Genomic DNA, 25,443 nt, shown 5'->3' on the forward strand with positions numbered 1-25,443 from the left:
ATGGCGCTTCATATTGTTGTTATTATTTCTTCCATGCTGACTCATCCTAAGTCATAAACAGTATCCTATAAGACAGCGGGCTGACCTGTGCTTTTATTGATACTGTCTCAACACTGCATCCATGCGTATCCTTGTGTTGATGCAGGTATTGTAGGGTAATCAGTTTAATGCGACTAGAGGCTAAAGACCTTATTTAACGTAAGCATATGCTTACAGCCTCTTTTAACATTGCATCATACGATGGCTATAGTAATGGCAGGCTATCAACCCTAACTTCTCTGCTCTTCTGCATGTTCCTTTGAGACTTTTTCACCTTCTTTTTTACCTTCTACTATTTTATTATCAGTCTCTTTTATATCTTCCGCTTCTGCAGTAGGGGCATTTTGCGCTTGATTGCTCTCCTCTTCTGGTTCGTATTGTAAAGTCGTCATAACAGGGAAGTGATCCGAACCTATCGAAGGCATACGCCGAATATCCACTACCGTAAAGCAAGCACTATGGAAAATATGATCCAGCGCCCAACGTAAAAATGGATAGCTGACATGAAACGTATTGATAAAATGTCGACCAATACGCGGATCCAACAATCCTGAGATACGTTGAAAGCGTCGAGTCGTCTTTGACCATGCTACATCATTGAGGTCGCCTGCCAATATCGCCGTTTGCTTGTTTTCTTTGATGTGTTTGCCAACCATCAATAGCTCAGCATCGCGGGTAGTAGATTTATCCGCTTCCGTCGGGCTTGGCGGCATGGGATGCAAGCAATACAACCAAATCACGCGACCACTTTGCAGGCGCAGTTGGGCATGAATAGAAGGTATATCATCAATCATCAAGTACTTAACTTCAGGATCAATCAACTCAAGCTTAGAATAAAGATGCATCCCATACAGATTATCTAGTGGCACTTTTACGGTGTAAGGATAATCAGCTTCGATTTGATGCAGCGCTTTTTCCCATTTGTCATCACTCTCTAGCGTAATTAAAATATCAGGCTGTCTTTGCTTCACCAAATCCACCAGTTTTTGGGTGTCATCATTGGGCGTTAGTACGTTTGATACCATTATTTTTAGTTGATGCACCTGCCCTTCTGGCTTGTCTTTTGCCTTTTGAACTTCTTTTTTCCATAGCTTGGTATAAGGCAATATCATCCTAAGCTGAAAGGCTAATGTAATGCTTAATACGGTAAATAACAGCCACTGTCCCAGCTGCCACTCTGACCAAAAAATCAGCATACCAATCCAAGCGATGACACCCAACACCATGATCTGAATACGCGGAAATTCAACACCGCGCACCCACCAATTATCCAGTGGTATCCAGCCCCAAATCGTCACAAATGCGATGAACCCTGCTAGCCACTGTATGCTGTAATATAATAGTGAGAGATCCATAGTATGTATTAGCCGTCTATTAAATGATGAATATCGCCATGGTTTTAACTGAACTGACGTTAGCTGTTTACTTTAGCATTTCAGGAGGTTATCGCCTACTAATGAGCATGGATTATTCGTTAACCGCTATAAAACATTACACTTTTAATTCGCCCACCATAACGGGTACTATGGACGAATTTTATTTTTAGGGCTATCTACTTGTGGCGAGTGAGGCATCGCCACTATCGCCATTAGGTTAATAACTTAAAGTTATACTGAACATCATTAATAGTGTATGAAAAACCACTAAAAACGGCCAAAACGCCTTGCTTTTTATGGCTATTCACGGCATTGTTATCGGCTGGCAATGCAACAATTTACGGTAAAAAGGATTGAGTTTCATGAGTAATTTAACAGTAGGCTTGGTAGGCTGGCGCGGCATGGTCGGTTCAGTATTAATACAACGTATGACTGAGGAAAAAGATTTTGACGGTATTACACCCGTGTTTTTCTCAACCAGCAACGCAGGTGGTGATGCCCCAAGCCTTGATGGTATTCATACCGGCCAATTAAAAGATGCTCATGATATTGACGCGCTAGCAGCTTGTGATGTCATCATTACCTGCCAAGGCGGCGACTATACCTCGCAAGTCCATCAACCGCTACGTGATAGTGGCTGGAATGGCTACTGGATTGATGCGGCAAGCACCTTACGAATGGAAGATGACAGCATCATCATTCTCGATCCAGTCAATCGCGCCGTTATTGACAGCGCCCTAGCCAATGGTAAAAAAGACTTTATCGGTGGTAACTGTACCGTATCACTAATGCTCATGGCGATTGGCGAGCTGTTTAATAAAGGCTGGGTAGAATGGGTCAGCGCCATGACTTATCAGGCCGCTAGTGGTTCTGGTGCTAACAACATGCGCGAATTAATCGCTGGCATGGGCGTGCTACACGATGCAGTCAAAGACGAGTTGGCTGATCCTGCCAGCGCCATCCTTGAGATTGATAAAAAAATCGCTCAGACTCAGCGCTCAGATGATTTTCCTAAGCAATACTTTGGTGTGCCACTAGCAGGTAGCTTGATTCCTTATATCGATGTTCAGTTAGAAAACAAGCAATCCAAGGAAGAATGGAAAGGCGGCGTCGAAACCAATAAAATCCTTGGTAACGCAGAAGCTGATAAGATTGCTATCGACGGCATGTGTGTGCGCGTTGGCGCGATGCGCTGTCATGCGCAAGGCCTTACCATCAAGCTCAAAAAAGACATTCCGCTAGAAGAAATCGAAGCAGCACTTAAAAACAGCGGCAATGAATGGTTGGACTTGGTCGAAGACGACAAAGAAGCGACTATGAACCGCTTAACGCCAGTAGCCGTGACTGGTACATTGACAGTTGCACTAGGTCGCTTGCGTAAGCTCAATATGGGCCCTGAGTATCTAGGCGCATTTACCGTTGGTGATCAACTGTTATGGGGCGCAGCCGAGCCGCTACGTCGTATGCTTAATATCATCCGTGAGCAAAAAGACTAAGCTTATTTTCTTAAAATTCAGTACAAAAAAGACAGCAAATGCTGTCTTTTTTTATGGGCATATCATTTCCAAAAATTTGAATAGCACGGCAAGCAAATGCAAGTCCTACTTATAACAAGCTCAGCAAATGTGACAACGCTCATCTTATGCTTTGAGGCTAGTATTACTTTGGCCTGTAAGCAATCATCACTTCATTACGGCGCAAAAAAGGCAGCGTCCAAGGCGGATTATAACGTGCCAGTTCAGGCTCGCCCGTTATAGTCAAATTTTGGGTTTGCATCCAAGATTGTAGCTCTTCCGTTTTAGTCGCTACTTTTTTACTGCCTGCCAACCCTGAAAACTTAATCACACCGTACGTCTGTGCTGGCACCTCGGTAATCGTGATGTTTGGATTATTAGGCTTTGGCAGTGTTTGCATCGTGTATTTACTGGGCATAGTAAATTGTACACGCCACTCACCATCGTTTTGCTGCATGCTTACTGGTGCTGTCATCGCAATTTTTTGTGATTCGCTATCACTCTTTTTGTTATTAGGCTGCATCGTAACAGGCGCAGTCATGCTAATTTTACTACTGCCGCCAGTTGGCGATGTATTATTGCCAAATATATAGTCGGCTAACACTTTAAACCCTTCGCGACTGGCGGAGTCTTGGTCACCACTTACCAACGTTTGTGCCACTAGCTGCTTATCGTAACGACGCAGCTCAAAGTCATCCATTTGCGACAACACTGTATAATCCGGCTCTTCGGTCGCCATAGCTGCTCCTGAGGTTAATAATGAACCACTTAATAATAAGTAGGTTGCCTTTTTCATAGTATGTCTCCAGCAGTTAAAACATCGCTTAGCAATGGTTACTGTCTCGCCATTATGATTTCTACTTTACCAACTACTCATAAGTACTGTCTGTGTCTTTTGGTTATGACAAAATACTATTAACCAAAAAACACATTTGTCAGATATATCAATACCTCATAAACATCCATGTCCAAAAAAATGCTAACAATGCTATAATTAGCACCATTTTCATAGCTTACATAGCGGTTATCATATGCAATTTGTCTTACATAAAACGGCCAGCGGTGACACGCGTGCGCGCCGTGGTACGGTTCATCTCAATCATGGCGACGTACAAACGCCAGCGTTTATGCCTGTCGGTACTTATGGTACGGTCAAGGGTATGCTGCCACGTGATATTGAAGCCATTGGTGCTGATATCATTTTAGGCAATACCTTTCATCTATGGTTACGTCCAGGTACCGAGGTGATCGATAAGTTTGGCGGCTTGCATAAGTTCATGCATTGGGATAAGCCTATCCTGACCGATTCAGGTGGCTTTCAGGTATTCAGTCTGGGTGCCATGCGTAAAATCACCGAAGAAGGGGTCGACTTTAAATCTCCTATCGATGGTGCGAAAGTTTTTCTGTCGCCAGAAAAATCGATGCAGATTCAGTACAGCTTGAACTCAGACATCGTCATGCAATTTGATGAGTGTACGCCTTATCCTGCGACTCATGACGAAGCTAAAAAGTCATTAGAGCTGTCATTACGTTGGGGACAGCGCTGTGTTGATGAGCACAAAAGACTGGGCAGCACCAACGCATTATTTGGCATTATTCAAGGCAGTATGTATCCTGATTTGCGTCAGCAATCACTTGAAGTCCTGCTCGATATCGGCTTTGATGGTTATGCCATCGGTGGTCTGTCGGTTGGTGAACCAAAAGATGAAATGATAGATGTCCTAGACTACCTCCCTGATGATATGCCAGCAGATAAGCCACGCTATCTGATGGGCGTTGGTAAGCCTGAGGATTTAGTTGAAGGCGTACGCCGCGGTGTCGATATGTTCGACTGTGTGATGCCGACGCGTAACGCGCGTAATGGTCACTACTTCGTCACAGGCGATGCAGACAATGCTGGTGTGGTACGTATCCGTAACAGCCAGTATCGCAGTGACGAAGGCCCATTAGATCCTGAATGCGACTGCTATACTTGCCAAAATTTTAGCCGTGCTTATCTCTACCATCTTAATAAGTGTAAAGAGATGCTGGGCGCTCAATTAGCGACTATCCATAACTTGCGCTATTACCAGCGTTTGATGCAAGGTATCCGTGATGCCATTGAACAAGACAAATTTGATGAGTTTGTCAGCGAATTTTATAACAAACGTGGACAAACAGTACCTGAGTTAAATCTACGCTAATCATATTTTTGCAATTGCCATACCTATAAAAAGGGCTTAAGAATTATCTTAAGCCCTTTTTGGTGTGTTGCTTTTATTATTTCTAGTTAATCAGTACTAGCCCATTAACGAGGTTACAAATACCACGAGCACGGCAATTGGTGCTACAAACTTAGCAACGATTTGCCATAATTGCCATGCACCATTAGACAGACCAAGCTCTTGCTGAATACTGCGTTGATCCATTTGCCAACCAACGAAAATAATTGCAGCAAGACCAGTTAGCGGGAGAAGGAATTTACTGGTAATTTTATCCAATGCATCAAAGATACCATTACCCATGATAGTAAAGTCAGACCATAGGTTAAATGATAGTAGTGCCGCAACGCCTAATAGCCAAATCACTGTACTGGCAACGATGGTTGATACCGTACGACTCATCGGTGTACGTTCTTCTAAAAACTCAACGGTTGGCTCAAGCAATGAGATTGATGAGGTAATAGCAGCAAAAGTAATGAGTAAGAAGAACAGCGTACCAATGATCGTCCCTGCGCCCATGCTACCAAAAGCGATCGGTAAGCTGACAAAGATAAGACCAGGACCTGAAGCAGGGTCTAGACCATTGCTAAAGATGATTGGGAAGATTGCTAGACCAGCAGCCAAAGCAATAACCGTATCTAAAATCACAACGGTACGGGCGGTTTTTAGTAAGTTCACTTCACGACCCAAATATGAGCCATAAGCAATCATAATACCCATACCAATAGATAGAGTGAAAAATGCATGACCCAATGCTGCAAGCATCACATCGCCAGTCAACTTGCTAAGATCTGGTGTAAATAGATAAGCCACTGCTTCACCAAAACCACCGTTTATCACGTTATAACCAACGATGACGAACAAAATCACGCCTAGTAGTGGCATTAAAACTTTAGCCGTAGTTTCGATACCTTTGGTCACACCAATACCGACAATCAAAGCAGTGATAGCCATAAACACAGTATGCCAAATCGTCAACGTCCCTGCTGAAGCCAACATAGCATCAAAGGTCGCAGCAATAGAATCACTGTCTTGACCAATAAAACTGCCTGTACCTGCTTTAGTAATATAGTTGAGTGCCCAACCACCAATCACACTATAAAACGATAGAATTAAGAAACCACCTAAAATACCTGACGCGCCAATGATGCCCCAACTGCGCGACTTACCTTCACTTGCTGCAACATCCGCAAAAGTATTGACTGGGTTTTTTTGCCCACGGCGACCAATCAGCCATTCAGCAACTAGAATCGGAAAACCTACCAGCGCGATACAGAATAAATAAGCAATAACGAAAGCTGAACCACCGCTTTCACCGACCATATAGGGAAACTTCCATATGTTGCCCAAACCAACTGCTGAACCAACTGCTGCCAATACGAAGCCAAAACTTGAGCTCCACTGTGCATGTTCTTGTTTATTAATAGCCATTTTTTCCGTCCTCGTGCTTCAATTAACATCACTGATAATCTTCCTTGATTATCATAAATAGCCATGAAAAATATCAAGCTATTCAATAAACACCTCAATGTGAGGCGTCCAGCAACATTAAGAAAGAATTGTTTACAATATCGTAAAGGCTCAGTTTCTGCTAAGCCACCAAAAAAGTCAAGCGCTCATAAACATAAAAAGCCATAACAATTGGTTATGGCTTCTGGTAATTTTATCTATAACTGACAAGAGTTTGGCTAATTAAAAAAGGCATACTATATATGATTTTAAGCAAAAGCCAATCGCCGTTCTAGCGCACCACACCACGACGGCTTTTTTGTAGTGAATCAATGAGCAACTGGATTTTCGGCTCTTTTGGTAGCAGCTCATTATTCAAAACCTCAAGCGCTTGCACGGTCGTCAGACCAGATCTAAAAATCATACGATAAGCTTGACGCAATACCTCAATTGTCTCTTTTGACCATCCTTTACGACGCATGCCTTCCACATTGAGACCATGAGTCGTTGCTGGATTTCCAGATACCATGGTAAAGGCGGCTACATCTTTTAGAATCAGACTTGCGCCCCCAATCAAGCTATAGTCATCAACCGTACAAAACTGATGAATACCTGAATTACCGCCAATGATCGTGTGATTACCAATAGTCACATGCCCTGCAACGCCAACATTGTTGGCCAATACATTATGATCGCCAATCACACAATCATGAGCCACATGAGTGTTCACCATCAGTAGATTATGGCTGCCTATTTTAGTGAGCTCACTATCTTGTGCGGTGCCGCGGTGTAAACTACAGGCTTCTCGAACGGTATTATGATCGCCAATCTCAAGCCAAGTACGCTCACCAGCATACTTCAAATCCTGAGGATCTTCGCCAATGCTCGCAAATTGATAAAACTCATTGTGTTGACCAATACGAGTCAATTTGGTAACAACTACATGGCGATGCAGAACCGTGTGAGCGCCAATAGTGACCTCATCACCGACGATACAATACGGACCAATGATAGCAGTCTCATCAATTTGGGCGGACGGTGAGATGAGTGCTGTTGGATGAATCTGACTCATAATGTGGGCCTTTGTATGATCTGATGCGAGTAAATGGTAAAACAAATACAGCCAATTTAGTTTTATGAGAAAACCTAAGCATGGCTCTGCTGTTAAATGCGAGTGTCAATTATAATGCTTATGACCCGCTTTGACCTAATTCTTTAGACGCTTTGTTTAAAGAATTAGGTCAGCTACGAGGCACAATGGCTATTGGTAAATGTTATTGTTCTTGGCGAGCAATCATTATTTGCGCACTGGCGGCTAACTCATCGTCAACATGTACAGTACAGTCAAATTTATAAATACCGCGCTTCTGCATCACTGTTTTAGCACGAATAGTCAGCTGATCACCAGGAATCACTCGACGCTTAAAACGGACTTTATCAACACCTGCAAACAGATATAAATAACCATCTTCTGCGGTTAGACCGGCACTGATAAATCCGAGCACGCCTGAGACCTGAGCCATGCACTCAACCATAAGTACCCCTGGCATAATCGGCTCATCAGGAAAATGACCATTGAAAAACTCTTCATTGATAGTCACATTCTTAATACCCGTAATGCACTCACCAGGCGTGCAATCAATAATCTTATCTACTAAAAGAAAAGGATAACGGTGTGGCAAATAATGCTTTAACGTATGATAAGTTAATGGCAGCGTAAGACCTTGCTCAGCTAAGCTTTTCATTTCTTTATCATTCAAAATATCGATATCGGTGCTGCTCATAATGGTGCTTCCTTGCTATGTTTCAAATCGCTATGATTTTACTGTGTTTGTATATATGCATTGATATTTTCGCTAATCACGCCCAAGCTGACGGAAGCGTACAGCTGCCCGTCGCCAGTTAGCTGTCGGCATAGCAGCCGTTCCAGAGGAGTATGAACCAGCGGTTTTGATAGATTTGGTTACCATAGTCATCCCAGATAAAGTGACATCATCTGTAATCTCGATATGACCTGTGATACCGACCGCACCGCCAATAATACAGCGCTTGCCGATACTAGTACTGCCCGCGATACCCGTTTGAGCCGCGATGGCTGTGCCATCACCGATACGCACGTTATGAGCAACTTGTACCAAATTATCAATAATAACGTGATTGCCAATGACCGTATCGTCAATGGCACCTCGGTCAATGCAAGTTTGACTACCAATTCGCACATGATTGCCAATTACGACCCGTCCTAACTGAGCGATACGCTCCCAGCCAGTGGTACTAGGATCTTTGGTTGGTGCAAAACCAAAACCTTCTGCACCCACACTGACACCCGCGTGTAACCTCACATGATCACCAATGACACAATCATGCCCAATCACCACTTGTGATTTGATAACACCATCAGTACCAATAGTCGTATTTTCTTCGATCATCACATGCGCCGCAAGTGAGCTACGCGCACCAATTTGCACATAATCGGCAATCACACAAAAAGGTCCGATATTCACCTGCTCACCAATGACCGCACTATCAGCAATCACAGCGCTAGGATGAATACCACCAGACAGTGACTCACGAGCAAACAACTGGCTAGCACCAGCATAAGCTAAGTATGGGCTTGCAACGACTAACGCTATCGCTGTGGCGGGCACTTGGTCGCGATATTCTGCAGTAACCAATACAGCCCCTGCCTCGCTAATAGCCAGACTAGAAATATAATGAGGATCGGCCAAAAAGCTTAACTGATTATGACCAGCCGTGGTCAAACTACCAATACTGCTGAATTTTTGACGTAACTGTTCAGCGCTGATTTCAGCCTTATTGGTGATGGGCTGACGCTGCTCAATCCGAGTGATAAGTTGCTCAATCGTTATCATAGTGACTATTAATATAAATATTATTATGAATAAGACAATCGCCAAGCTGAACAATCACCTTGGCGATCTACTAATATCTAACAGATGCTGCGTTCATGCAAGTAACTGCTATGGTTAATGACATGAACGCAAACAATCATGCTACGTTAGAACGTATTACCAATCTGGAACTGAACTTTTTCAGTTTCATCGCCTTCTTTATCACCAATAGGTACAGCATAACTTAATGAAATTGGACCAATTGGCGTATACCAGGTTATACCTGCACCCGCACTAAAGCGCATGCTATTGTCTTGCGTCAACAGTGGTACGCCCGTATCAGTACCGTCATTAGGATTGATAAAAGTGCGATCTTCCTTATCAGTCGTATCAAATACTTGACCACCTTCGGCAAACAATACTGGACGCACCTGATCTGCCCAATCGCCCTTAAACGGCATTGGCAAAATTAGCTCACTACCGAAGCTGACTAACGCATTACCACCGATGTCTTCGTCTTTGTAACGCACATCATCATTTATGGCATCATAATACGTTTGTGATTTTGGCCCAAGGGTTGAGGCCTCATAACCACGTACAGAGCCATAGCCCCCAGCATAAAAGTTTTCATAAAACGGCAAATCATTACCATAGCCAAGCTTAGTATAACCGCGTGCTACCCAGTCTTTGTAGAAGGGATAATAGATGTTGCCGCTATAAACAAGTTTTTGATAGTTGGTATCACCCAAGCCAATGGTGGCATCGACCGTATGGCTCATACCTTTGGTCGGGAACACTGGACGATCTAAGGTGCTATAGTCCCAGCCAAATAGTAGGTTATAAGTATTGTAATCATTTTTAAAGCCTGTGCGTCCAGAATCCTCATTGTCATCATTGACAAAGTTCTCAAACGTACCGCCATCATCAATAATTTGCTGAACGTTTGATACACCTAAGAAGCGACCACCACGTACTGAAGTATTATCAACGTTCAAACCCGCACTAACGCGTTTGGTTTCATCAACAGGATAACTGTAGTTCAACGTAGCACCATAAGAATCGGTGACATAGTTACTGACGTTTCTATCATCGTATTTCGTTTCACGATAATAGGCACTAAGACCTTGTGAGACGCCGTTTTCGGTAAAGTACGGATCGGTATAACCCAAGCTATAAGAATCACGGGTTTCTGAGCGCGATAGTGCCGCTTTCACACGGTTACCTGTACCCATAAAGTTGTTTTGTGTTAGATCTAACTGGAAAGTCACACCGCCGCTTTGTGAGTAACCCGCGGCAATCGTTGAGCTACCAGAAGGCTGCTCTTCAACCGTATAATTGATATCTACTTGGTCTGGTTGGTTCGGTACTGGTTTCACATCAACGTTGACAGCTTTAAAGAAGCCTGTACGCATCAGACGTGTCCGTGACAACTGGATTTTGTCACTAGTTGCCAACGCGCCTTCTAATTGACGCATTTCTCGGCGCAGTACTTCGTCTTGAGTTTTGATGTTACCCGTAAAGTTAATACGACGAACGTAAATGGGACGTGCAGGATCGATGAAATAATCAATATCTACTACTTTGGTCTCGTCATTGATACGTGGTACTGGTCTCACCTGCGCCAAATAATAGCCCTCATTACCGTAACGACTCTTAAGTGCCGCGGTGGTTTCATCGAGCTTGGCTTGCGAGTATTTTTCATTGGGTGCAAAAGTCACCAACTCTGTTAGTTCATTGTTCTCAAAAGTCGGCTTACCTAAGAAATTCACTTCACCAAACTGATATTGCTCGCCTTCGCTTAGACTCACTTCGATAAACACGCTGCTCTTATCTTCACTGATGTTGAGCACCGCATTATCTACTGCAAAACGCACATAACCATCGTTTTGGTAAAGCGCTTTTAAATTCTCTAAACTGGCAGCCAGTTTTTCTTTGGCATAACGATCAGACTTTGACAGCAGACGTGTCCACGAAGACTCTTTTACCGCAAAAACGTCTTTGATTTCTTCATCACTAAAGTGTTTATTGCCAATGATATTAATATCGACCACTTTGGCAGGTTTGCCTTCGACAAAACGCACATCGAGCTTGACGCGATTGCCATCAAGTAACGTTTGATCAACCTCGATATTGCTGTTGTAATAGCCTTGGCTGATATATTGCTGCTGTAGCTCGTTGGCGACGCCTTGTAGCGTGGCTTGTTTCAGCACATTACCGGCAGACAGACCAGCATTGTCTAGCCCTTGCTCTAGCCCTTCTTTTGGAATGAGCTTATTGCCCTCAAAATTGACTTCAGCAATCGTTGGGCGCTCAACGACATCAAACCGTAGCTGTCCACCTTCGATACGGCTTTGAATATCAGCAAAATTTTCGGTCGCATAAAGCGCCTTAATACTGGCTGCTAAACTACTGTCATTTACCGTATCCCCTACCGAAATAGGTAGAACCGGATAGAGGCTATCGGGGGTTAAACGTTGCAAACCATTGAAACCGATGTCAGTGACTACAAATTCTGCAGCCTGTACTGGCATACTCATCATCGCTACAACTAACGGCAACCCTGCCGCGCTCATAAATAAAGGCGTACGCATAAACACTATCCGTCAATAAAAAACTTGCTTAAGTTAAGTTAAAAAGCCCATATTGTCTAGCGCATCTCGCATGAAATTTAAGCGCATACGCAGCAGACTCAGAACACTTTATATAAAATGCATCACAAAATAAACTAAAAATTACGATTAGTACAGAGGCCATGATACAAAGCATGCTACCTATCATGGTCATAATCATCCCATAATAGGCGTAAAACCATTAGTATCTCGTGCCTTATCGATCATATTAGCGATTCGCTGGTCAAAACAGCCGACTGATATCATTACCAATTGCTAACACCATGAAACCTGCCAGCAAGAGTAAACCGATATTTAGTCCAATCATTTGCACCCCTTCCGAGAGTGGCTTACCACGAATCAATTCAATAAGATAATACACAATATGACCGCCATCCAATACAGGAATGGGCAAAAGATTTAATACAGCAAGACTCAAACTAATCAAAGCCGCCGTCGATAACACCATCTGCCAACTGATATCAAAACTCTGTTTGGCCACTTTGGCGATGGTAATCGGACCTGACAAATTATCCAAACCAATCATGCCTGATAGCATCTTACCCATTGAGCTGACGGTCATCACTACAAGCTGTTCAGTTTTCTCAAATGATTTCACCAATGACTCACCAGGGCCATAAACTACGGTGGTCTTGTAAGCGTCAGGAATAACAATTTCGGACTGTGCCACCATAGCACCAATTTGCCCATAATCGTTACCCAAATTGTCTTTTTTGCCTTGCGGCATAATCTGAAGCTGTACAGGTTTACCATCACGCAATACTGTGAAATTCAGCAAAGTTTCAGGACTGTCACGGATGATACGAGTGGCACTGAGCCAATCTTTAATTGGTTGATCATTGATAGCAATAATACGATCGCCTACTTTTAGTCCTTGGCGACTGGCGGCACCATCAGCGGTCAAATCACCTACTATCGGTGCAATATCTGGTTGCCATGGCAGCATGCCAAAGCTGGTCAACGCATCTTTACCTTGCGCGCTGCCTTGCATAAACTGAGTTACGGGCGCTTGATAAGTTTTGATTGCATTATCAGCTTGTGTCTCTGATTGCAGAGTAATACTGACATTGTCCGTCTCGCCCATCCGTCCAGCAAGCCGATAGTTGATGCCTTCCCACGTTTGTACCTCATGCCCATCAATCGCAACGATTTTATCACCAACTGGCAACTGTGCCATAGCAGCAGGCGTATCAGGTAGTACCTGCCCAATCTTGGTCGCCAGCTGCTCTGATGGCGTCATAAATAACACCCAAAATAGCGCAATAGCAATGATAAAGTTCATAATAGGACCAGCCGCAACAATCGCAATCTTTTTTAGTGGATGCTGACGATTAAACGCCAAATGTTGCTCAGCTTTTGCTACCTTACCTTCGCGCTCATCGAGCATTTTGACATAACCACCAAGTGGCAAAGCAGAAATGCGATAATCAATACCGCTTTTTTTGCTCGTCCAGCCAAAGAGTTTGGGACCAAAACCAATAGAATAGGTCAATACTTTAACGCCGCAAAGACGAGCGACGATATAGTGTCCCCACTCATGTAAGGCAATAAGCGGACCTAAGACAAATATTGCCGCAAGGAGCGTTAATAAAAACGTCATGATCTTTTCTCAGTATGGTTTCTCAGCATTCTTTCTTAGCATCTTTTATTAACATCGTTTTTTAACGACGCAGTTGTTGATACAGTTACACCAACTTTGCCACAAGTTTGTCCGTCAGGTGACGTGCTATTTTATCAATTGCTAGAATATCTTCTATGTCAGCCGTTTCGTTTAACGGTGGTAGCTGTATATCATTCAAAGCCTGCTCGTTGATATCAGCAATGTCAGTCAGGCGAATTTTCCCAGCCAAAAACGCCGCCACGGCAATTTCGTTGGCCGCATTTAAAACAATCGTCGCTTGTGTGCCCGCTTGCATCGCCTGTCTTGCCAAACGCAAACAGGCAAATTTTTGCAAGTCAGGCTCAATAAACTCTAAACCATTGAGCGCAAATAAGTCTAACGGCTGCGAGCCACTATCAATACGATCAGGGTAACTGAGCGCATGGGCAATGGGCGTTTTCATATCGGGACTGCCGAGCTGCGCCAAAAAGCTACCATCGCTATATTCTACCATTGAGTGAATGATACTTTGTGGATGAATCACCACATTTATCTTATTTTCAGGCAAATCAAACAAATGGCAGGCTTCAATCAGCTCAAGCCCTTTATTCATCATCGTAGCTGAATCGACGGATATCTTTTGACCCATTGACCAATTTGGATGTTTGACCGCTTCAGCGACGCTCGCGTGCTGCATTTGCGCAAACGATTTTTGCAAAAACGGTCCACCAGAGGCCGTTAACCATAACTTGCGCACGCCGTGATTTGGCTGATGGATTTGGGTATTGTCCTGCTGAATAGCCAGTGGTAAACACTGAAAAATAGCATTGTGCTCAGAATCAAGCGGCAGCAAAGTAGCGTTATGCGTTTTGACAGCAGTAATCATCACTTGTCCTGCCATTACCAGCGCTTCTTTATTCGCCAGTAAAATACGCTTACCTGCACGAGCAGCGGCTAAAGTAGAAGGCAGACCAGCTGCGCCTACGATCGCAGCGACAACGGTATCCGTCTGCGAATCAGTGGCAATGTCGACCAGCCCTGCCTCGCCGCCTACCACATCGATGTCAAGACCTGCCGCACGGAGTCGCTGGGCAAAATCATCGACTGCAGCGGTCGGTACGCTCACGCGCTTTGGCAAAAACTGCTGGCAAAGTGCAAACAGCTTGTCTAAACGGTGATAGCCTGACAGAGCGTAGACCGTGTAAAGCTGTGGTTGCGCCGCTAATATTGCTAACGTGCTATCGCCAATCGAACCTGTCGCGCCTAGTACGGCGATGCGTTGCGTCATAACCATCGGTGCCTGTAAATGATGCTCTAAAAAATTAAATAAGAAATCGACAAAACGTCTGATAAATAAGAGATGGAGGATATCCAGTGTATTGATGAGTCACTCATCTTAACCACTATAATTAGGGCGTATCATCGTCTATGAATTATTTTTTCAGTCCTAAACCACTATCAAACCTAACTGCTGTATCGCCCAAAAACCAAGCGCAAATATCGGTGTGGCAGAGAGCAGTGAGTCGATACGGTCAAGCACGCCGCCATGCCCCGGTAAAATCGTTCCTGAATCTTTGACATCAGCGCGGCGCTTAAGCATTGACTCAAATAAATCGCCAAGTACCGAGGCTAAAATGGTCAAGGCTGATAATGCTACAAATGCGACTAACGGCACACCCGTCAATTGCAACTTAAATACACTGATGGCAATGACCACGAGCAGACCAGTGACCAAGCCACCAGCCAGCCCTTCCATACTTTTATTGGGTGAGACGTTCGGTGCCATCTTTCGACGACCGAGCTTACGCCCCACAAAATAAGCGCCACTATCTGCACACCAGACCAAGAGAAACACATAGAGCAACCACCATGCTGACAATTGCCACAAATAAAACATCGCCGTAATCGATGCGGTCAATATCACCGCACCCATCAATGCCAGTTTTTTGCCATACCAATTGGTATGAGTCGGGAACACTCGCACCCAAGACAGCGCCATTAGCCATATAGCCAATGAAGCCACCCACCAAAACAGCCATGTCACTTTAAACATGAGTGATACTAGGGTCAACACCAAAACCAATAGCACAAACAGCGCAGGATGACGCCACTTGGGCATCAGCTTAGTCCATTCGTGAGCAGCGATAATGACGCCAATCGCTAACAGCGGTGCAAATAAAATAGGAGTTTGGCTCGCAAACATTGCAATACCAACGATAATAACGAGAACAACTGCCGTCTTAATTCGTTGCCACATACTTATTGAGCCTTATAATAATGAAAAACGCATGGTCAAAACGTGCATTATAGCAGCTAATCTACAATAGCCCACTAATAGCAGTTGACGCTTATTGACGCGGTTTATTATTTCACAAACAAGCAATATTAACTACTTATACGATAGCGGCTTTGTAAGAGCTTTTTCCTTTACAAAATAACAGGCAAATGCTTAACACCATTAACGACTTGCTTGCTCTATCACTATCTGCTCACTGGTTTTGCCAAAACGGCGCTGCCGCTGAGCGAACTCTTTTACCATTGCTGACAGCTCATCGGCTGCGAAGTTCGGCCATAATGTCTGGGTAAAGAATAGCTCAGCATAGGCTGACTGCCACAATAAAAAGTTAGAAATTCGGTATTCACCGCCTGTGCGTATCAGCATATCTACTGCTGGTGCATCTGCTAATTGCACATAGTTACCGAGCAATTCTTTGTTAATATCATCAGCACGTAACTGACCAGCTTCTACTTGCTGCGCCAGCTGTTTTACCGCATGGGCAATATCCCATTGCCCACCATAACTGATAGCGATGACTAGAGTCATGGCTTTAAAGTCTGCTGTTTTCGCTTCAGCGTCCGCCATTAATGCTTGCAAATCATCACTCAGCTGACTGCGGTCACCAATAAAACGCAGACGAATACGATACTCATTCATGCGTGGTATTTGCTCATGAATGGTCGAGGCTAACAGTTGCATGAGTAGTGCCACCTCACTGGGCGGGCGTTGCCAATTCTCACTAGAAAATGCAAATACCGTTAATACTTCGATACCCGTATTGACGCAATACTCGACGATAGGATCGAGTGCATCTTTGCCAGCCACATGCCCTTGGCCTTTGCCCAAATCATTGGCTTTACCATAACGATTATTGCCATCCATGATGATAGCGATATGGCGTGGAAGAAGATCAGGAGCCAAAACGGCTGAAGTGGACATAGGCGAAAGTGCTTATTGTTAAGGTAAAATAATAATAACGGCTGCGATAACGATTAGAAAGCGTCATAACCATAATTCACAAACTTATCATAAACCCGTCTATGGGCGTGATTTAGTTTGCAAGATAACGCTTATAAAATACAGTTTACAAATCTGAGCAAGCCTATTACCGTATCCGATTGATATAATATTGACGCTATTATCGGTACCGTCTACACAATAATAAGCAGCCAATAGTACTGACAGATTGGCTGCTTATTATAAGGATATGACATAACGGATTTTTTCTAAAATGATCGAAAAAACCAGTGCTTTACACGTCCATCAAGTCAGTTTCTTTTTTGCTCAAACGTTTATCGATGGTTTCGATATACTTGTCAGTGATTTTTTGAATGTCATCACTGGCGCGGCGCTCGTCGTCTTCTGAGATCTCTTTTTCTTTGGCCAATTCTTTGATGTCATTCATCATATCACGGCGAATATTACGGATAGAAACACGGCTACTTTCGGCTTCTCCACGCGCAAGCTTTTGCATGTCGCGGCGTGTCTCTTCTGTCAATGCTGGCATCGGTACACGAATCACATCTGCGGTCACTGGGTTGAGACCCAAATCTGCTTCGCGAATGGCCTTGTCGATTGCTTGTACCATGGTACGCTCGAATGGCTGAACCATGAGCGTACGTGAGTCTTCAACGTTGACACTCGCCACTTGATTCAAAGGTGTAGGCGACCCATAGTAGCTAACCATCACGCCTGACAACATACCCGGATGTGCGCGCCCTGTACGGACTTTGCTAAAAGTGCTCTCAAGCGCTTCCAGTGTTTTTTGCATGCGCGCTTCGCCGTCTTGCTTAATCTCTTTGATCATTAGATATCCTTATTTATCGCTGTCGATAAATCATTCATTTGTTAGTAAATATACGGGTGTTCACTACTAATTATTAGCGACTGGTAGTTATTAAAGACTGGTATTCTCGTATTAATATTTAGAGCATTCAGGCAAATCAGTGATAAACGCGTGTGCCTTCATTTTCGCCCATAATGACGTTTAATAACGCATTAGGCTTGGTCATATCAAACACTTGTAGCGGCACGTTGTGCTCACGGCATAAGGCAATGGCAGTTAAATCCATCACGCCAAGTTTTTGCTCTAATACTTCATCAAAAGTTAAACCATCATATTTAACTGCATCGTCATGTAAGCTTGGGTCTTTGTCATAAACGCCATCAACTTTGGTGGCTTTTAGAATTAAGCCCGCTTCGATCTCAATACCACGTAAGCAAGCTGCCGTATCAGTGGTAAAGAAAGGATTGCCCGTACCAGCAACAAAGATACATACTTCGCCATTTTTGAGATAGCGAATGGCATTACGGCTGCTATAGCTTTCGGTCACTTCACCAATTGGCAAGGCTGACATCAAGCGGGTTTTAATATTGCGGCGCTCAAGCGCATCACGCATCGCCAGACCGTTCATAACGGTTGCTAACATACCCATTTGATCACCAGTCACACGGCCGACTAAGCCTTCTTGTTGCAACTGCGCGCCGCGATATAAGTTACCGCCGCCGACCACGATACCGACTTGAACACCAAGACCACGCAAATGGGCGATAGACAAGCTCATCTTATCGAGCACTTCGCTATCAATTCCCATCTCTTTGCCACCAGCTAAGGCTTCACCAGAGAGTTTCAGCAAGATACGAGAGTAACGCGGGTTTTTGTCAGACATGAGGTCACCTTGTTAGCATTAAATTATAATTAAAATGAGCGGTAAAACACAAATAGAGTTTGCCTTCGAATTTACTCGAAGTGTCATCACCGAGGTACTATATAGGAAGCACCGCAACTGATGACAAACGTGTAAAAAGGCTAAATTGCGCTAATTGTAGCAAAAACTGCCCGCGATTGGGCAATTTTCACTCGTATATTGTAGTGACTAATCAGCTACAGTGACTGCTTAGCCTTTGTAACTGGCAAACAAATCATACTCGCTAGCGTCGTCAATCGTGACCGTTAGGAATTGTCCGACTTTAACTTGAGCAGTAATGTCATCGACATAGACATGACCGTCAATCTCTGGTGCGTCAGCATAGCTACGACAAATCGCAACGCCCTCTTCACTATCAATTTCGTCGACCAATACCATCAAGGTTTTACCGACTTTCTCTTGTAGCTTTTGCGCTGAGATGTCTTGTTGCAGCGTCATCAAACGCTCATAGCGTTCTTGCTTAATCTCTTCTGGCACATGATTTGGCAGGTCATTAGCCACTGCGCCTTCGACTTCTGAATAGGTAAACGCACCAACGCGATCAAGGCGAGCTTCTACTAACCAATCAAGCAAGCATTGGAAATCTTCTTCTGTCTCGCCAGGGAAGCCCACCACAAAGGTTGAGCGAATGACGATATCAGGGCAAATCTCACGCCATGCATGGATACGCGCCAAGGTGTTTTCGCTATGCGCTGGGCGTTTCATCGCTTTTAGGATGCGATGGCTGGCATGTTGAAACGGAATGTCGAGATAAGGCAGTAGCTTCTTCTCGCCCATTAGCTCAACCACTTTATCGACATGCGGATATGGATAGACATAATGCAAGCGCACCCAAATGCCTAAGTCATTTAAGGCTTGGCACAAGTCATAAAACTTCGACTTCAACGGCATGCCATTCCAAAAACTGGTCTTATATTTCAAATCCAGTCCATAAGCAGAGGTATCTTGCGAAATAATAAGCAATTCTTTCACGCCAGCATTTTTCAGCGCCAGTGCTTCATTCATGACGCTATCAATCGGACGTGAATCCAAATCGCCACGTAAGCTTGGAATAATGCAGAAAGTACAACGATGGTTGCAACCTTCTGATATTTTTAGATAAGCATAATGGCTTGGGGTCAATTTGATACCCGCCTCATTAATCAAATCTATCTTTGGATCATAACCAGCGTCCTGACTGCGGTCAGGCTTGGGCACATGCAGCGAAACGGCTCTAATGACCTCATCATAAGCATGAGCGCCAGTTACTGCCAATACAGCGGGATGCATTTCACGGATTTTATCTGCTTCTTTACCCAAGCAACCTGTGACGATGACTTTACCGTTTTTGCTAATCGCTTCGCCGATGGCATCAAGCGACTCTTGTACTGCTGACTCAATAAAACCGCAAGTATTCACGACAACTAGATCTGCACCTTCGTAATCACTCGCCACTTGATAACCATCGCGGCTAAGCTCAGTGATAATGCGCTCGCTATCGACCAAGGCTTTTGGGCAACCAAGCGACACAAATCCAATCTTTGGCGCTGCGCTCACTGGCGCATTTTCAGTCGATAAAGCACCTGAAGTCACATCGCTGCTTTGCTCAATGCTACGGTTTTGATTGTGATTGGCTTTATGATGGTAAGGTTGGTTAGTGTTTGCTTGACTGACATCTGCCTGATTGTCTTGTGCTATATTTGGTTTGGCAGGATTAAAAACGGTGGCAGTGTCTTTTAACATAGAATCTGTTGGCGTAGAAGTTGACGGTGAGGTAGTAACAGTCGTATTAACCGACTCGGTAGAAGTGTTGGGCATGGCTGACCTTGCTAGAGATAAATTGGCTGTGCGCATTGTACGTTTTTTTTGCAAAAATCGCCAGTTTTGCCGCTCTATAGTGTTGATTTATGGTTAAATATTATATCGCGTCTTCTTTTATTCTAGGCAATAGCCATGACAACCCATTTGACAACCGTAAAACCGACACCTGACTTAGCATTTATGTCACAGCATTTGTTCACCGCTATTTTATGGATCAATGATGATTTATCGATCACTTGGCTAAATGCCCAAGCCGAACAACTACTCGCTATTAGTAGTGGACGCTTACTGGGTCAGTCTATATTGACACTGCTTGCATCCGAAACATCCAAAGCATTGAAATCAGCCGATAGCAATCATGACAGTGATAACCATGTAACTGTCGATAAAAGTAGTGGTGAAGATATCCATGAACAACCGTGCTCTTTGAAAGAACGATTTCAGCAAGCAAAGCAGTATCAACAACCCTTTATCGATCATGATCACCTTATCAGCACACCGCTAAATGGTAATTTATCATTCTCAGTTGATTATAGCGTGACCCCTGTCATTTATGAGCAACAACCTTATTTTATTATTGAGATGTGGGGCAAGGATCGCCAAAGTCGTATATCAGAGGAGCAACGCCAACAGCAACAATATAATGTTGCCCGTCATATGCTGCGCTCGGTCGCTCATGAAATCAAAAATCCGCTTGCCGGTATTCGCGGGGCGGCGCAATTATTACAGCGGCAATTCATCAAATTCAGTGACACCTCGCCTCTTAATAGTGCCTCTCCTGCTATTCTTGGCACAAACCCTCTGGTAAACCCGAATAGCCACCTGCAAAAAACGGCTGAAAAACTGCGCAATTATACTGATATCATTATTTCAGAAACGGATCGTCTAACCCACCTTATTGGCAAGTTTCTTGGCTCCAATCAATTACCAAATTGGCAAACGCTAAATATCCATGAGCCACTGGAGCATGTTTTATCTTTGGTCGTCAATCAATATCCGCAAGTGACGCTACAGCGCGATTATGATTTGTCACTGCCTGAGTTATGCGCTGATAAAGATCAGCTAATACAGGTGTTTTTAAATCTGATTAATAATGCCTGTGAATCGATGACTGAGTTTGAGCAAACGCTGCAGCAAAGAGAGTTGTCCGAGCCTAAGGCGCGACAGCCTTTCACTTCACAAATGAGCAATAACGACAGCACCAGTTATAAGCCAACGCTACACATTCAAACTCGCATTGCCTTTCAACATACCATTGCTGGGCAACAGCATAAGCAAGTGCTACAAATCAATATTACCGATAACGGTTCAGGCATTGATCCGGCATTGATCGGACAGATATTTTTCCCAATGGTGACCAGCCGTGCCGCAGGGACCGGGCTAGGATTATCTATCGTGCAAGATATCATTAGTCATCACCATGGTATGATTGACGTGAGCTCCCAACAATCAAAAAACCTTAACGACAGTGTTAAAAATGACTACAACCACCAACACACCAGTTTTACGCTGTACTTGCCTTTCAATCAGCCAGTGCACCATGCTTAAAACAGCCAGTACCTAACCTATGAAACAATCACCCTGAATCACTTGCTTATTAGGCCTGATAAATGACTGCATATAATGACAACGCCACATCTAACAGCGACAATCAAGGCTCTGCCCAAACATCAGACAATCAAGAATCTAGTAACCGAGAGTCTGATAATCAAGCTACAAAAGTAACGGTCAATAATGCACCTGATGCTAACCCTGCAACGTTATGGCTCATCGATGACGATGCAGCCCTGCGTTTGGTATTGGCAGATACTTTTGAAGATGCCGGCTTAAACGTTATTAGCTTTACTCAAGCACAAGCGGCGTGGACACGCCTCAACGATATTTTGCAACAGCAGGAATCAGCCGCTCAGTTGCCCGATGTGATATTGACTGATATTCGTATGCCCATGATGGACGGGTTGTCTTTTAGTGACTGGGTACATGAGCATTTCCCTAAGCTGCCTATTGTCATTATGACGGCGCATTCTGACCTCACCTCTGCTATTAATAGCTATCAAACAGGTGCTTTTGAATATCTGCCAAAACCTTTTGACTTAGATGATGCAGTCGTCACGATTTATAAAGCCATTAATTATCAGCCCAATATGCTGGCAGCGGCGGCAGCAAACTCTACTCCTGAACCTACTCCGAAGACCGTTACCAAAAATTCATCAGATACTTTACCAAATATCAAGGTAAAACCCAATACCAGATCCAAGCTTGCTAGCAAGGCTACTCTGATCAGCCAAACCAATAAAACATCCAGCCCTAAAATTAAAGTTAAACCTGCCATCAGTGCTAATGACAATCCGAGCGGCATCATTGGGCAATCACAAGCGATGCAGACGGTGTTTCGTGCCATTGGCAGACTGGCACACTCACCCATTACTGTCCTGATTACTGGTGAATCAGGCACGGGTAAAGAGTTGGTCGCCAGTGCGCTGCACCAGCATTCACCGCGTCACCAGCAACCTTTTATTGCCCTAAATATGGCCGCCATTCCACATGATTTGATTGAATCTGAATTATTCGGTCACGAAAAAGGGGCGTTTACTGGTGCGACGACGACGCGACAAGGGCGTTTTGAGCAAGCGGATGGTGGGACATTATTTTTAGATGAAATTGGCGATATGCCTTATAGCACCCAAACTCGACTGCTACGAGTACTGGCTAATGGTGAGTTTTTTCGCGTCGGTGGACAGCAGCCGGTCAAAGTGAATGTACGCATCATTGCCGCTACTCATCAAAACTTAGAAGAACTGGTCAAACAAGGCAAATTCCGTGAAGATCTATTTTATCGCCTTAATGTAATTCGCTTGCCCCTGCCACCATTACGGACACGACCTGAAGACATTCCAGCATTAGCCCATTATTTTATGCAGCGCGCTGCTGAACAGATGAACAGTGCAGAGAAACAGCTGCATCCGACAGCACTACATATCATGCAGGCTTTTGAATGGCGCGGCAATGTCCGCCAACTTGAGAATGTTTGCCTTTGGTTGACGGTGATGGCCACAGGCGACACCGTGATGGTGGATGATTTGCCACCAGAGCTACTTGAAAATATCTCGTCTGATTTAGAAGAGTATCAAGAGCAAAGTCAGCCTTCACAAACTATGACTCACAATGACCAAATACGCCCTCACTCCCACAGTTCAAGTTGGCAACAAGCGTTGGCTGCTTGGGCTAAGCAATCTCTACAAACAGGAGAAACCGATATCTTGCAGACGGCAACCCCTGAGTTTGAACGCGTTTTATTGACGGCGGCGCTCAACCATAGTGGTGGCAAAAAGATCGCTGCTGCTAATTTACTCGGTTGGGGGCGCAATACCCTGACACGCAAATTACAGCAATTAGATATTTCTTCAGAAGAAGGACAAAATAATCGTTATTAAAGGCGCAAACCCATAAACATGAATACCATTAATATCAATAACTTATAAATATAAGTGAAAATAAATGCTAAATAATTAAAAATAAATGGAAATAGGGGTTGCCAAACGTTTCAAACTCTATATAATAGCCAACCACTGAGACGCACTACCGAATCAGTTAACTGTCTATATTGTGTTTGAGTTTAAACACTAATAATGATAGAGTAACGGAAAATGGGGCTGTGGCGGAATTGGTAGACGCACCAGATTTAGGTTCTGGCGCCGCAAGGTGTGAGAGTTCGAGTCTCTCCAGCCCCACCATTTTCGGATAGTACATCTTAGACCAAATATCAAAGCCTGCTTTTTAGCAGGTTTTTTTGTGTCTGTTCTTTTTGTATTTAGAGTGTGGTGGATTTATATTTTCCGATTTATTTGCTTAGAGCCATGACCTGTCAATACTTTCTAAATCTAAAAGTATCTGCTTCATATTCTGATACCTTCTTTCCACCCGCTTTGCCAATGCTTTATTAATGATACATTGATAGTGACTATATTCTAACGGTAAGGTTGGAATAGGCTGTTGGCAATGCTGAATCGCCCATGCTTTTAATTTGTCGTTACTGTTAACACTTATTTGAAACGGTCGCTTGCCTGTTAGTATTTCAACCATCATGATGCCAAACGCATAGATATCACTTTGCACTGTCGCACTCTGACTTTGCCAGCGTTCAGGGGCAAGATACGCAGGTGTACCAGCAGGACTTGCCAAAGTTGGGGCATTAAGACATTCTGCTAAGGCAAAATCGGTTAACAATAAATCAGCCTTGATACAGCTATCATCCGCATGATTTGGCAAAAAATCATCTAGCAAAATATTGCTAGGCTTAATATCATTGTGTAGCCAGCCAGCGCTATGTAGAGTGGCGATAAGGTGCGCAGATTGCACCATAAAATGATGCTTTCGTTGAAAATTTAATGACGAATGATTTCGAACATTAAGCTGAGTTGCTAAGCTACCACTGGGATAATATGGCATGGTAAGTATCGTCAGCTGCGAAAACTGATCTAATACCTTTACCCTTAGAGTTTCATAAGCGAGTATTGGCGGAGCAATAGCAAACAGACTGTCTTGAAATCTCTTTTGATTGGCTGATAAATTATTGATAGATTTTAGAATACCGATTTCATGGGTTAAGCCAGCCAAATTTTGATTGGTAGCAGCCGTTAACTGCCATTTAATCATCACTCGACCAAACTGTGGATGCTGGGCACGCGTCAAGCCTTGGTAGTCATTCTCGTTATTATTATTGTTACTTTGCTGGCTGATACGCTGATGCGAAATCTCGCTATAATTCAAGCTTAAGAATAACGCAGTCAATATTGGCAACATTTGCTGCGCTTGCATTTGTAATGCTTGTTTTGCACACGCTTTTGCATTAGAGGAATTACTGGCATTATGTTTCATGGTAAAGTGATACCTCTATATAACTAGGGCGTGTCATCAATTAGCACAGTTGTTTTAGAATAAGCTATAGTAACTCTATATTTACTCATATGAGCTTAATCATCATGACAAGACGACA

At 43.8% G+C, this 25,443-nt stretch carries 19 protein-coding genes and 1 tRNA gene; 5 read left to right on the forward strand and 15 right to left on the reverse strand.

Going from position 1 to position 25,443, the window contains the following annotated elements; genetic code table 11:
• Nucleotides 1-269: 269 nt before the first annotated feature.
• The gene (locus tag C8D84_RS04685; RefSeq protein ID WP_109590428.1) at nt 270-1,394 is read right to left on the reverse strand and encodes an endonuclease/exonuclease/phosphatase family protein; all 1,125 of its coding nucleotides are present in this window, start codon (nt 1,392-1,394) and stop codon (nt 270-272) included.
• Between the two features lie 383 nt (nt 1,395-1,777).
• Between C8D84_RS04685 and asd the strand changes: the two genes are divergently transcribed.
• Nucleotides 1,778-2,911 (forward strand): aspartate-semialdehyde dehydrogenase, encoded by a 1,134-nt coding sequence (gene asd / locus C8D84_RS04690; protein ID WP_109590430.1) that lies wholly within the window; start codon nt 1,778-1,780, stop codon nt 2,909-2,911.
• A gap of 163 nt (nt 2,912-3,074) precedes the next feature.
• Here asd and C8D84_RS04695 read toward each other — a convergent pair whose 3' ends face one another.
• On the reverse strand, nt 3,075-3,725 hold the full coding sequence (locus tag C8D84_RS04695; RefSeq protein WP_109590432.1) for an SOUL family heme-binding protein: 651 nt from the start codon (nt 3,723-3,725) through the stop codon (nt 3,075-3,077).
• A 235-nt stretch (nt 3,726-3,960) separates the two neighbouring features.
• Between C8D84_RS04695 and tgt the strand changes: the two genes are divergently transcribed.
• Nucleotides 3,961-5,112, forward strand: coding sequence for a tRNA guanosine(34) transglycosylase Tgt (gene tgt, locus C8D84_RS04700; RefSeq protein ID WP_109590434.1), 1,152 nt, complete (start codon nt 3,961-3,963; stop codon nt 5,110-5,112).
• A 96-nt stretch (nt 5,113-5,208) separates the two neighbouring features.
• Here the strand turns inward: tgt and C8D84_RS04705 are convergent, their stop codons facing one another.
• The 12 genes from C8D84_RS04705 to rimO all read right to left on the reverse strand — a co-directional run bounded on the left by C8D84_RS04705 (nt 5,209) and on the right by rimO (nt 20,444).
• Nucleotides 5,209-6,561 carry a sodium-dependent transporter gene (locus C8D84_RS04705; RefSeq protein ID WP_087814621.1) on the reverse strand — a complete coding sequence of 451 codons (1,353 nt, stop codon included), beginning with the start codon at nt 6,559-6,561 and terminating at the stop codon, nt 5,209-5,211.
• Nucleotides 6,562-6,871: 310 nt separating this feature from the next.
• Nucleotides 6,872-7,651, reverse strand: a complete 780-nt coding sequence (lpxA, locus tag C8D84_RS04710) for an acyl-ACP--UDP-N-acetylglucosamine O-acyltransferase (RefSeq protein ID WP_109590436.1) — start codon at nt 7,649-7,651, stop codon at nt 6,872-6,874.
• 202 nt (nt 7,652-7,853) lie between these two features.
• On the reverse strand, nt 7,854-8,324 hold the full coding sequence (fabZ, locus tag C8D84_RS04715; RefSeq protein WP_198329829.1) for a 3-hydroxyacyl-ACP dehydratase FabZ: 471 nt from the start codon (nt 8,322-8,324) through the stop codon (nt 7,854-7,856).
• Nucleotides 8,325-8,435: 111 nt separating this feature from the next.
• The gene (gene lpxD / locus C8D84_RS04720; RefSeq protein ID WP_109590438.1) at nt 8,436-9,452 is read right to left on the reverse strand and encodes a UDP-3-O-(3-hydroxymyristoyl)glucosamine N-acyltransferase; all 1,017 of its coding nucleotides are present in this window, start codon (nt 9,450-9,452) and stop codon (nt 8,436-8,438) included.
• Between the two features lie 146 nt (nt 9,453-9,598).
• On the reverse strand, nt 9,599-12,022 hold the full coding sequence (gene bamA, locus C8D84_RS04725) for an outer membrane protein assembly factor BamA (protein ID WP_055124445.1): 2,424 nt from the start codon (nt 12,020-12,022) through the stop codon (nt 9,599-9,601).
• 262 nt (nt 12,023-12,284) lie between these two features.
• Nucleotides 12,285-13,661 carry an RIP metalloprotease RseP gene (rseP, locus tag C8D84_RS04730; RefSeq protein ID WP_109590440.1) on the reverse strand — a complete coding sequence of 459 codons (1,377 nt, stop codon included), beginning with the start codon at nt 13,659-13,661 and terminating at the stop codon, nt 12,285-12,287.
• An 85-nt stretch (nt 13,662-13,746) separates the two neighbouring features.
• Nucleotides 13,747-14,955 (reverse strand): 1-deoxy-D-xylulose-5-phosphate reductoisomerase, encoded by a 1,209-nt coding sequence (gene ispC, locus C8D84_RS04735; protein ID WP_109590442.1) that lies wholly within the window; start codon nt 14,953-14,955, stop codon nt 13,747-13,749.
• 153 nt (nt 14,956-15,108) lie between these two features.
• A complete protein-coding gene (locus C8D84_RS04740) occupies nt 15,109-15,918 on the reverse strand; it encodes a phosphatidate cytidylyltransferase (RefSeq protein WP_045451791.1) in 810 nt (269 codons plus the stop codon).
• A 201-nt stretch (nt 15,919-16,119) separates the two neighbouring features.
• Complete coding sequence (gene uppS / locus C8D84_RS04745) at nt 16,120-16,878, reverse strand: polyprenyl diphosphate synthase (RefSeq protein ID WP_109590443.1); 759 nt, start codon at nt 16,876-16,878, stop codon at nt 16,120-16,122.
• A 313-nt stretch (nt 16,879-17,191) separates the two neighbouring features.
• Nucleotides 17,192-17,746 carry a ribosome recycling factor gene (gene frr, locus C8D84_RS04750; protein WP_045444983.1) on the reverse strand — a complete coding sequence of 185 codons (555 nt, stop codon included), beginning with the start codon at nt 17,744-17,746 and terminating at the stop codon, nt 17,192-17,194.
• A gap of 136 nt (nt 17,747-17,882) precedes the next feature.
• Nucleotides 17,883-18,608, reverse strand: a complete 726-nt coding sequence (gene pyrH / locus C8D84_RS04755; RefSeq protein WP_045444979.1) for a UMP kinase — start codon at nt 18,606-18,608, stop codon at nt 17,883-17,885.
• A 228-nt stretch (nt 18,609-18,836) separates the two neighbouring features.
• A complete protein-coding gene (gene rimO / locus C8D84_RS04760; protein WP_109590444.1) occupies nt 18,837-20,444 on the reverse strand; it encodes a 30S ribosomal protein S12 methylthiotransferase RimO in 1,608 nt (535 codons plus the stop codon).
• Between the two features lie 135 nt (nt 20,445-20,579).
• Between rimO and C8D84_RS04765 the strand changes: the two genes are divergently transcribed.
• From C8D84_RS04765 to C8D84_RS04775, 3 genes are all read left to right on the forward strand, one after another.
• Nucleotides 20,580-21,995, forward strand: coding sequence for a two-component system sensor histidine kinase NtrB (locus C8D84_RS04765; protein WP_109590446.1), 1,416 nt, complete (start codon nt 20,580-20,582; stop codon nt 21,993-21,995).
• 62 nt (nt 21,996-22,057) lie between these two features.
• Entirely contained in the window at nt 22,058-23,881 is a 1,824-nt protein-coding gene (locus tag C8D84_RS04770; protein ID WP_109590448.1) for a sigma 54-interacting transcriptional regulator, read from the forward strand.
• 215 nt (nt 23,882-24,096) lie between these two features.
• Nucleotides 24,097-24,181, forward strand: a tRNA-Leu gene (locus C8D84_RS04775).
• Between the two features lie 115 nt (nt 24,182-24,296).
• Here C8D84_RS04775 and C8D84_RS04780 read toward each other — a convergent pair.
• On the reverse strand, nt 24,297-25,325 hold the full coding sequence (locus C8D84_RS04780; protein ID WP_109590450.1) for a serine/threonine protein kinase: 1,029 nt from the start codon (nt 25,323-25,325) through the stop codon (nt 24,297-24,299).
• Nucleotides 25,326-25,443: the final 118 nt, after the last annotated feature.

The sequence above is a fragment of the Psychrobacter immobilis genome (assembly GCF_003148585.1).
Classification (GTDB): domain Bacteria; phylum Pseudomonadota; class Gammaproteobacteria; order Pseudomonadales; family Moraxellaceae; genus Psychrobacter; species Psychrobacter immobilis.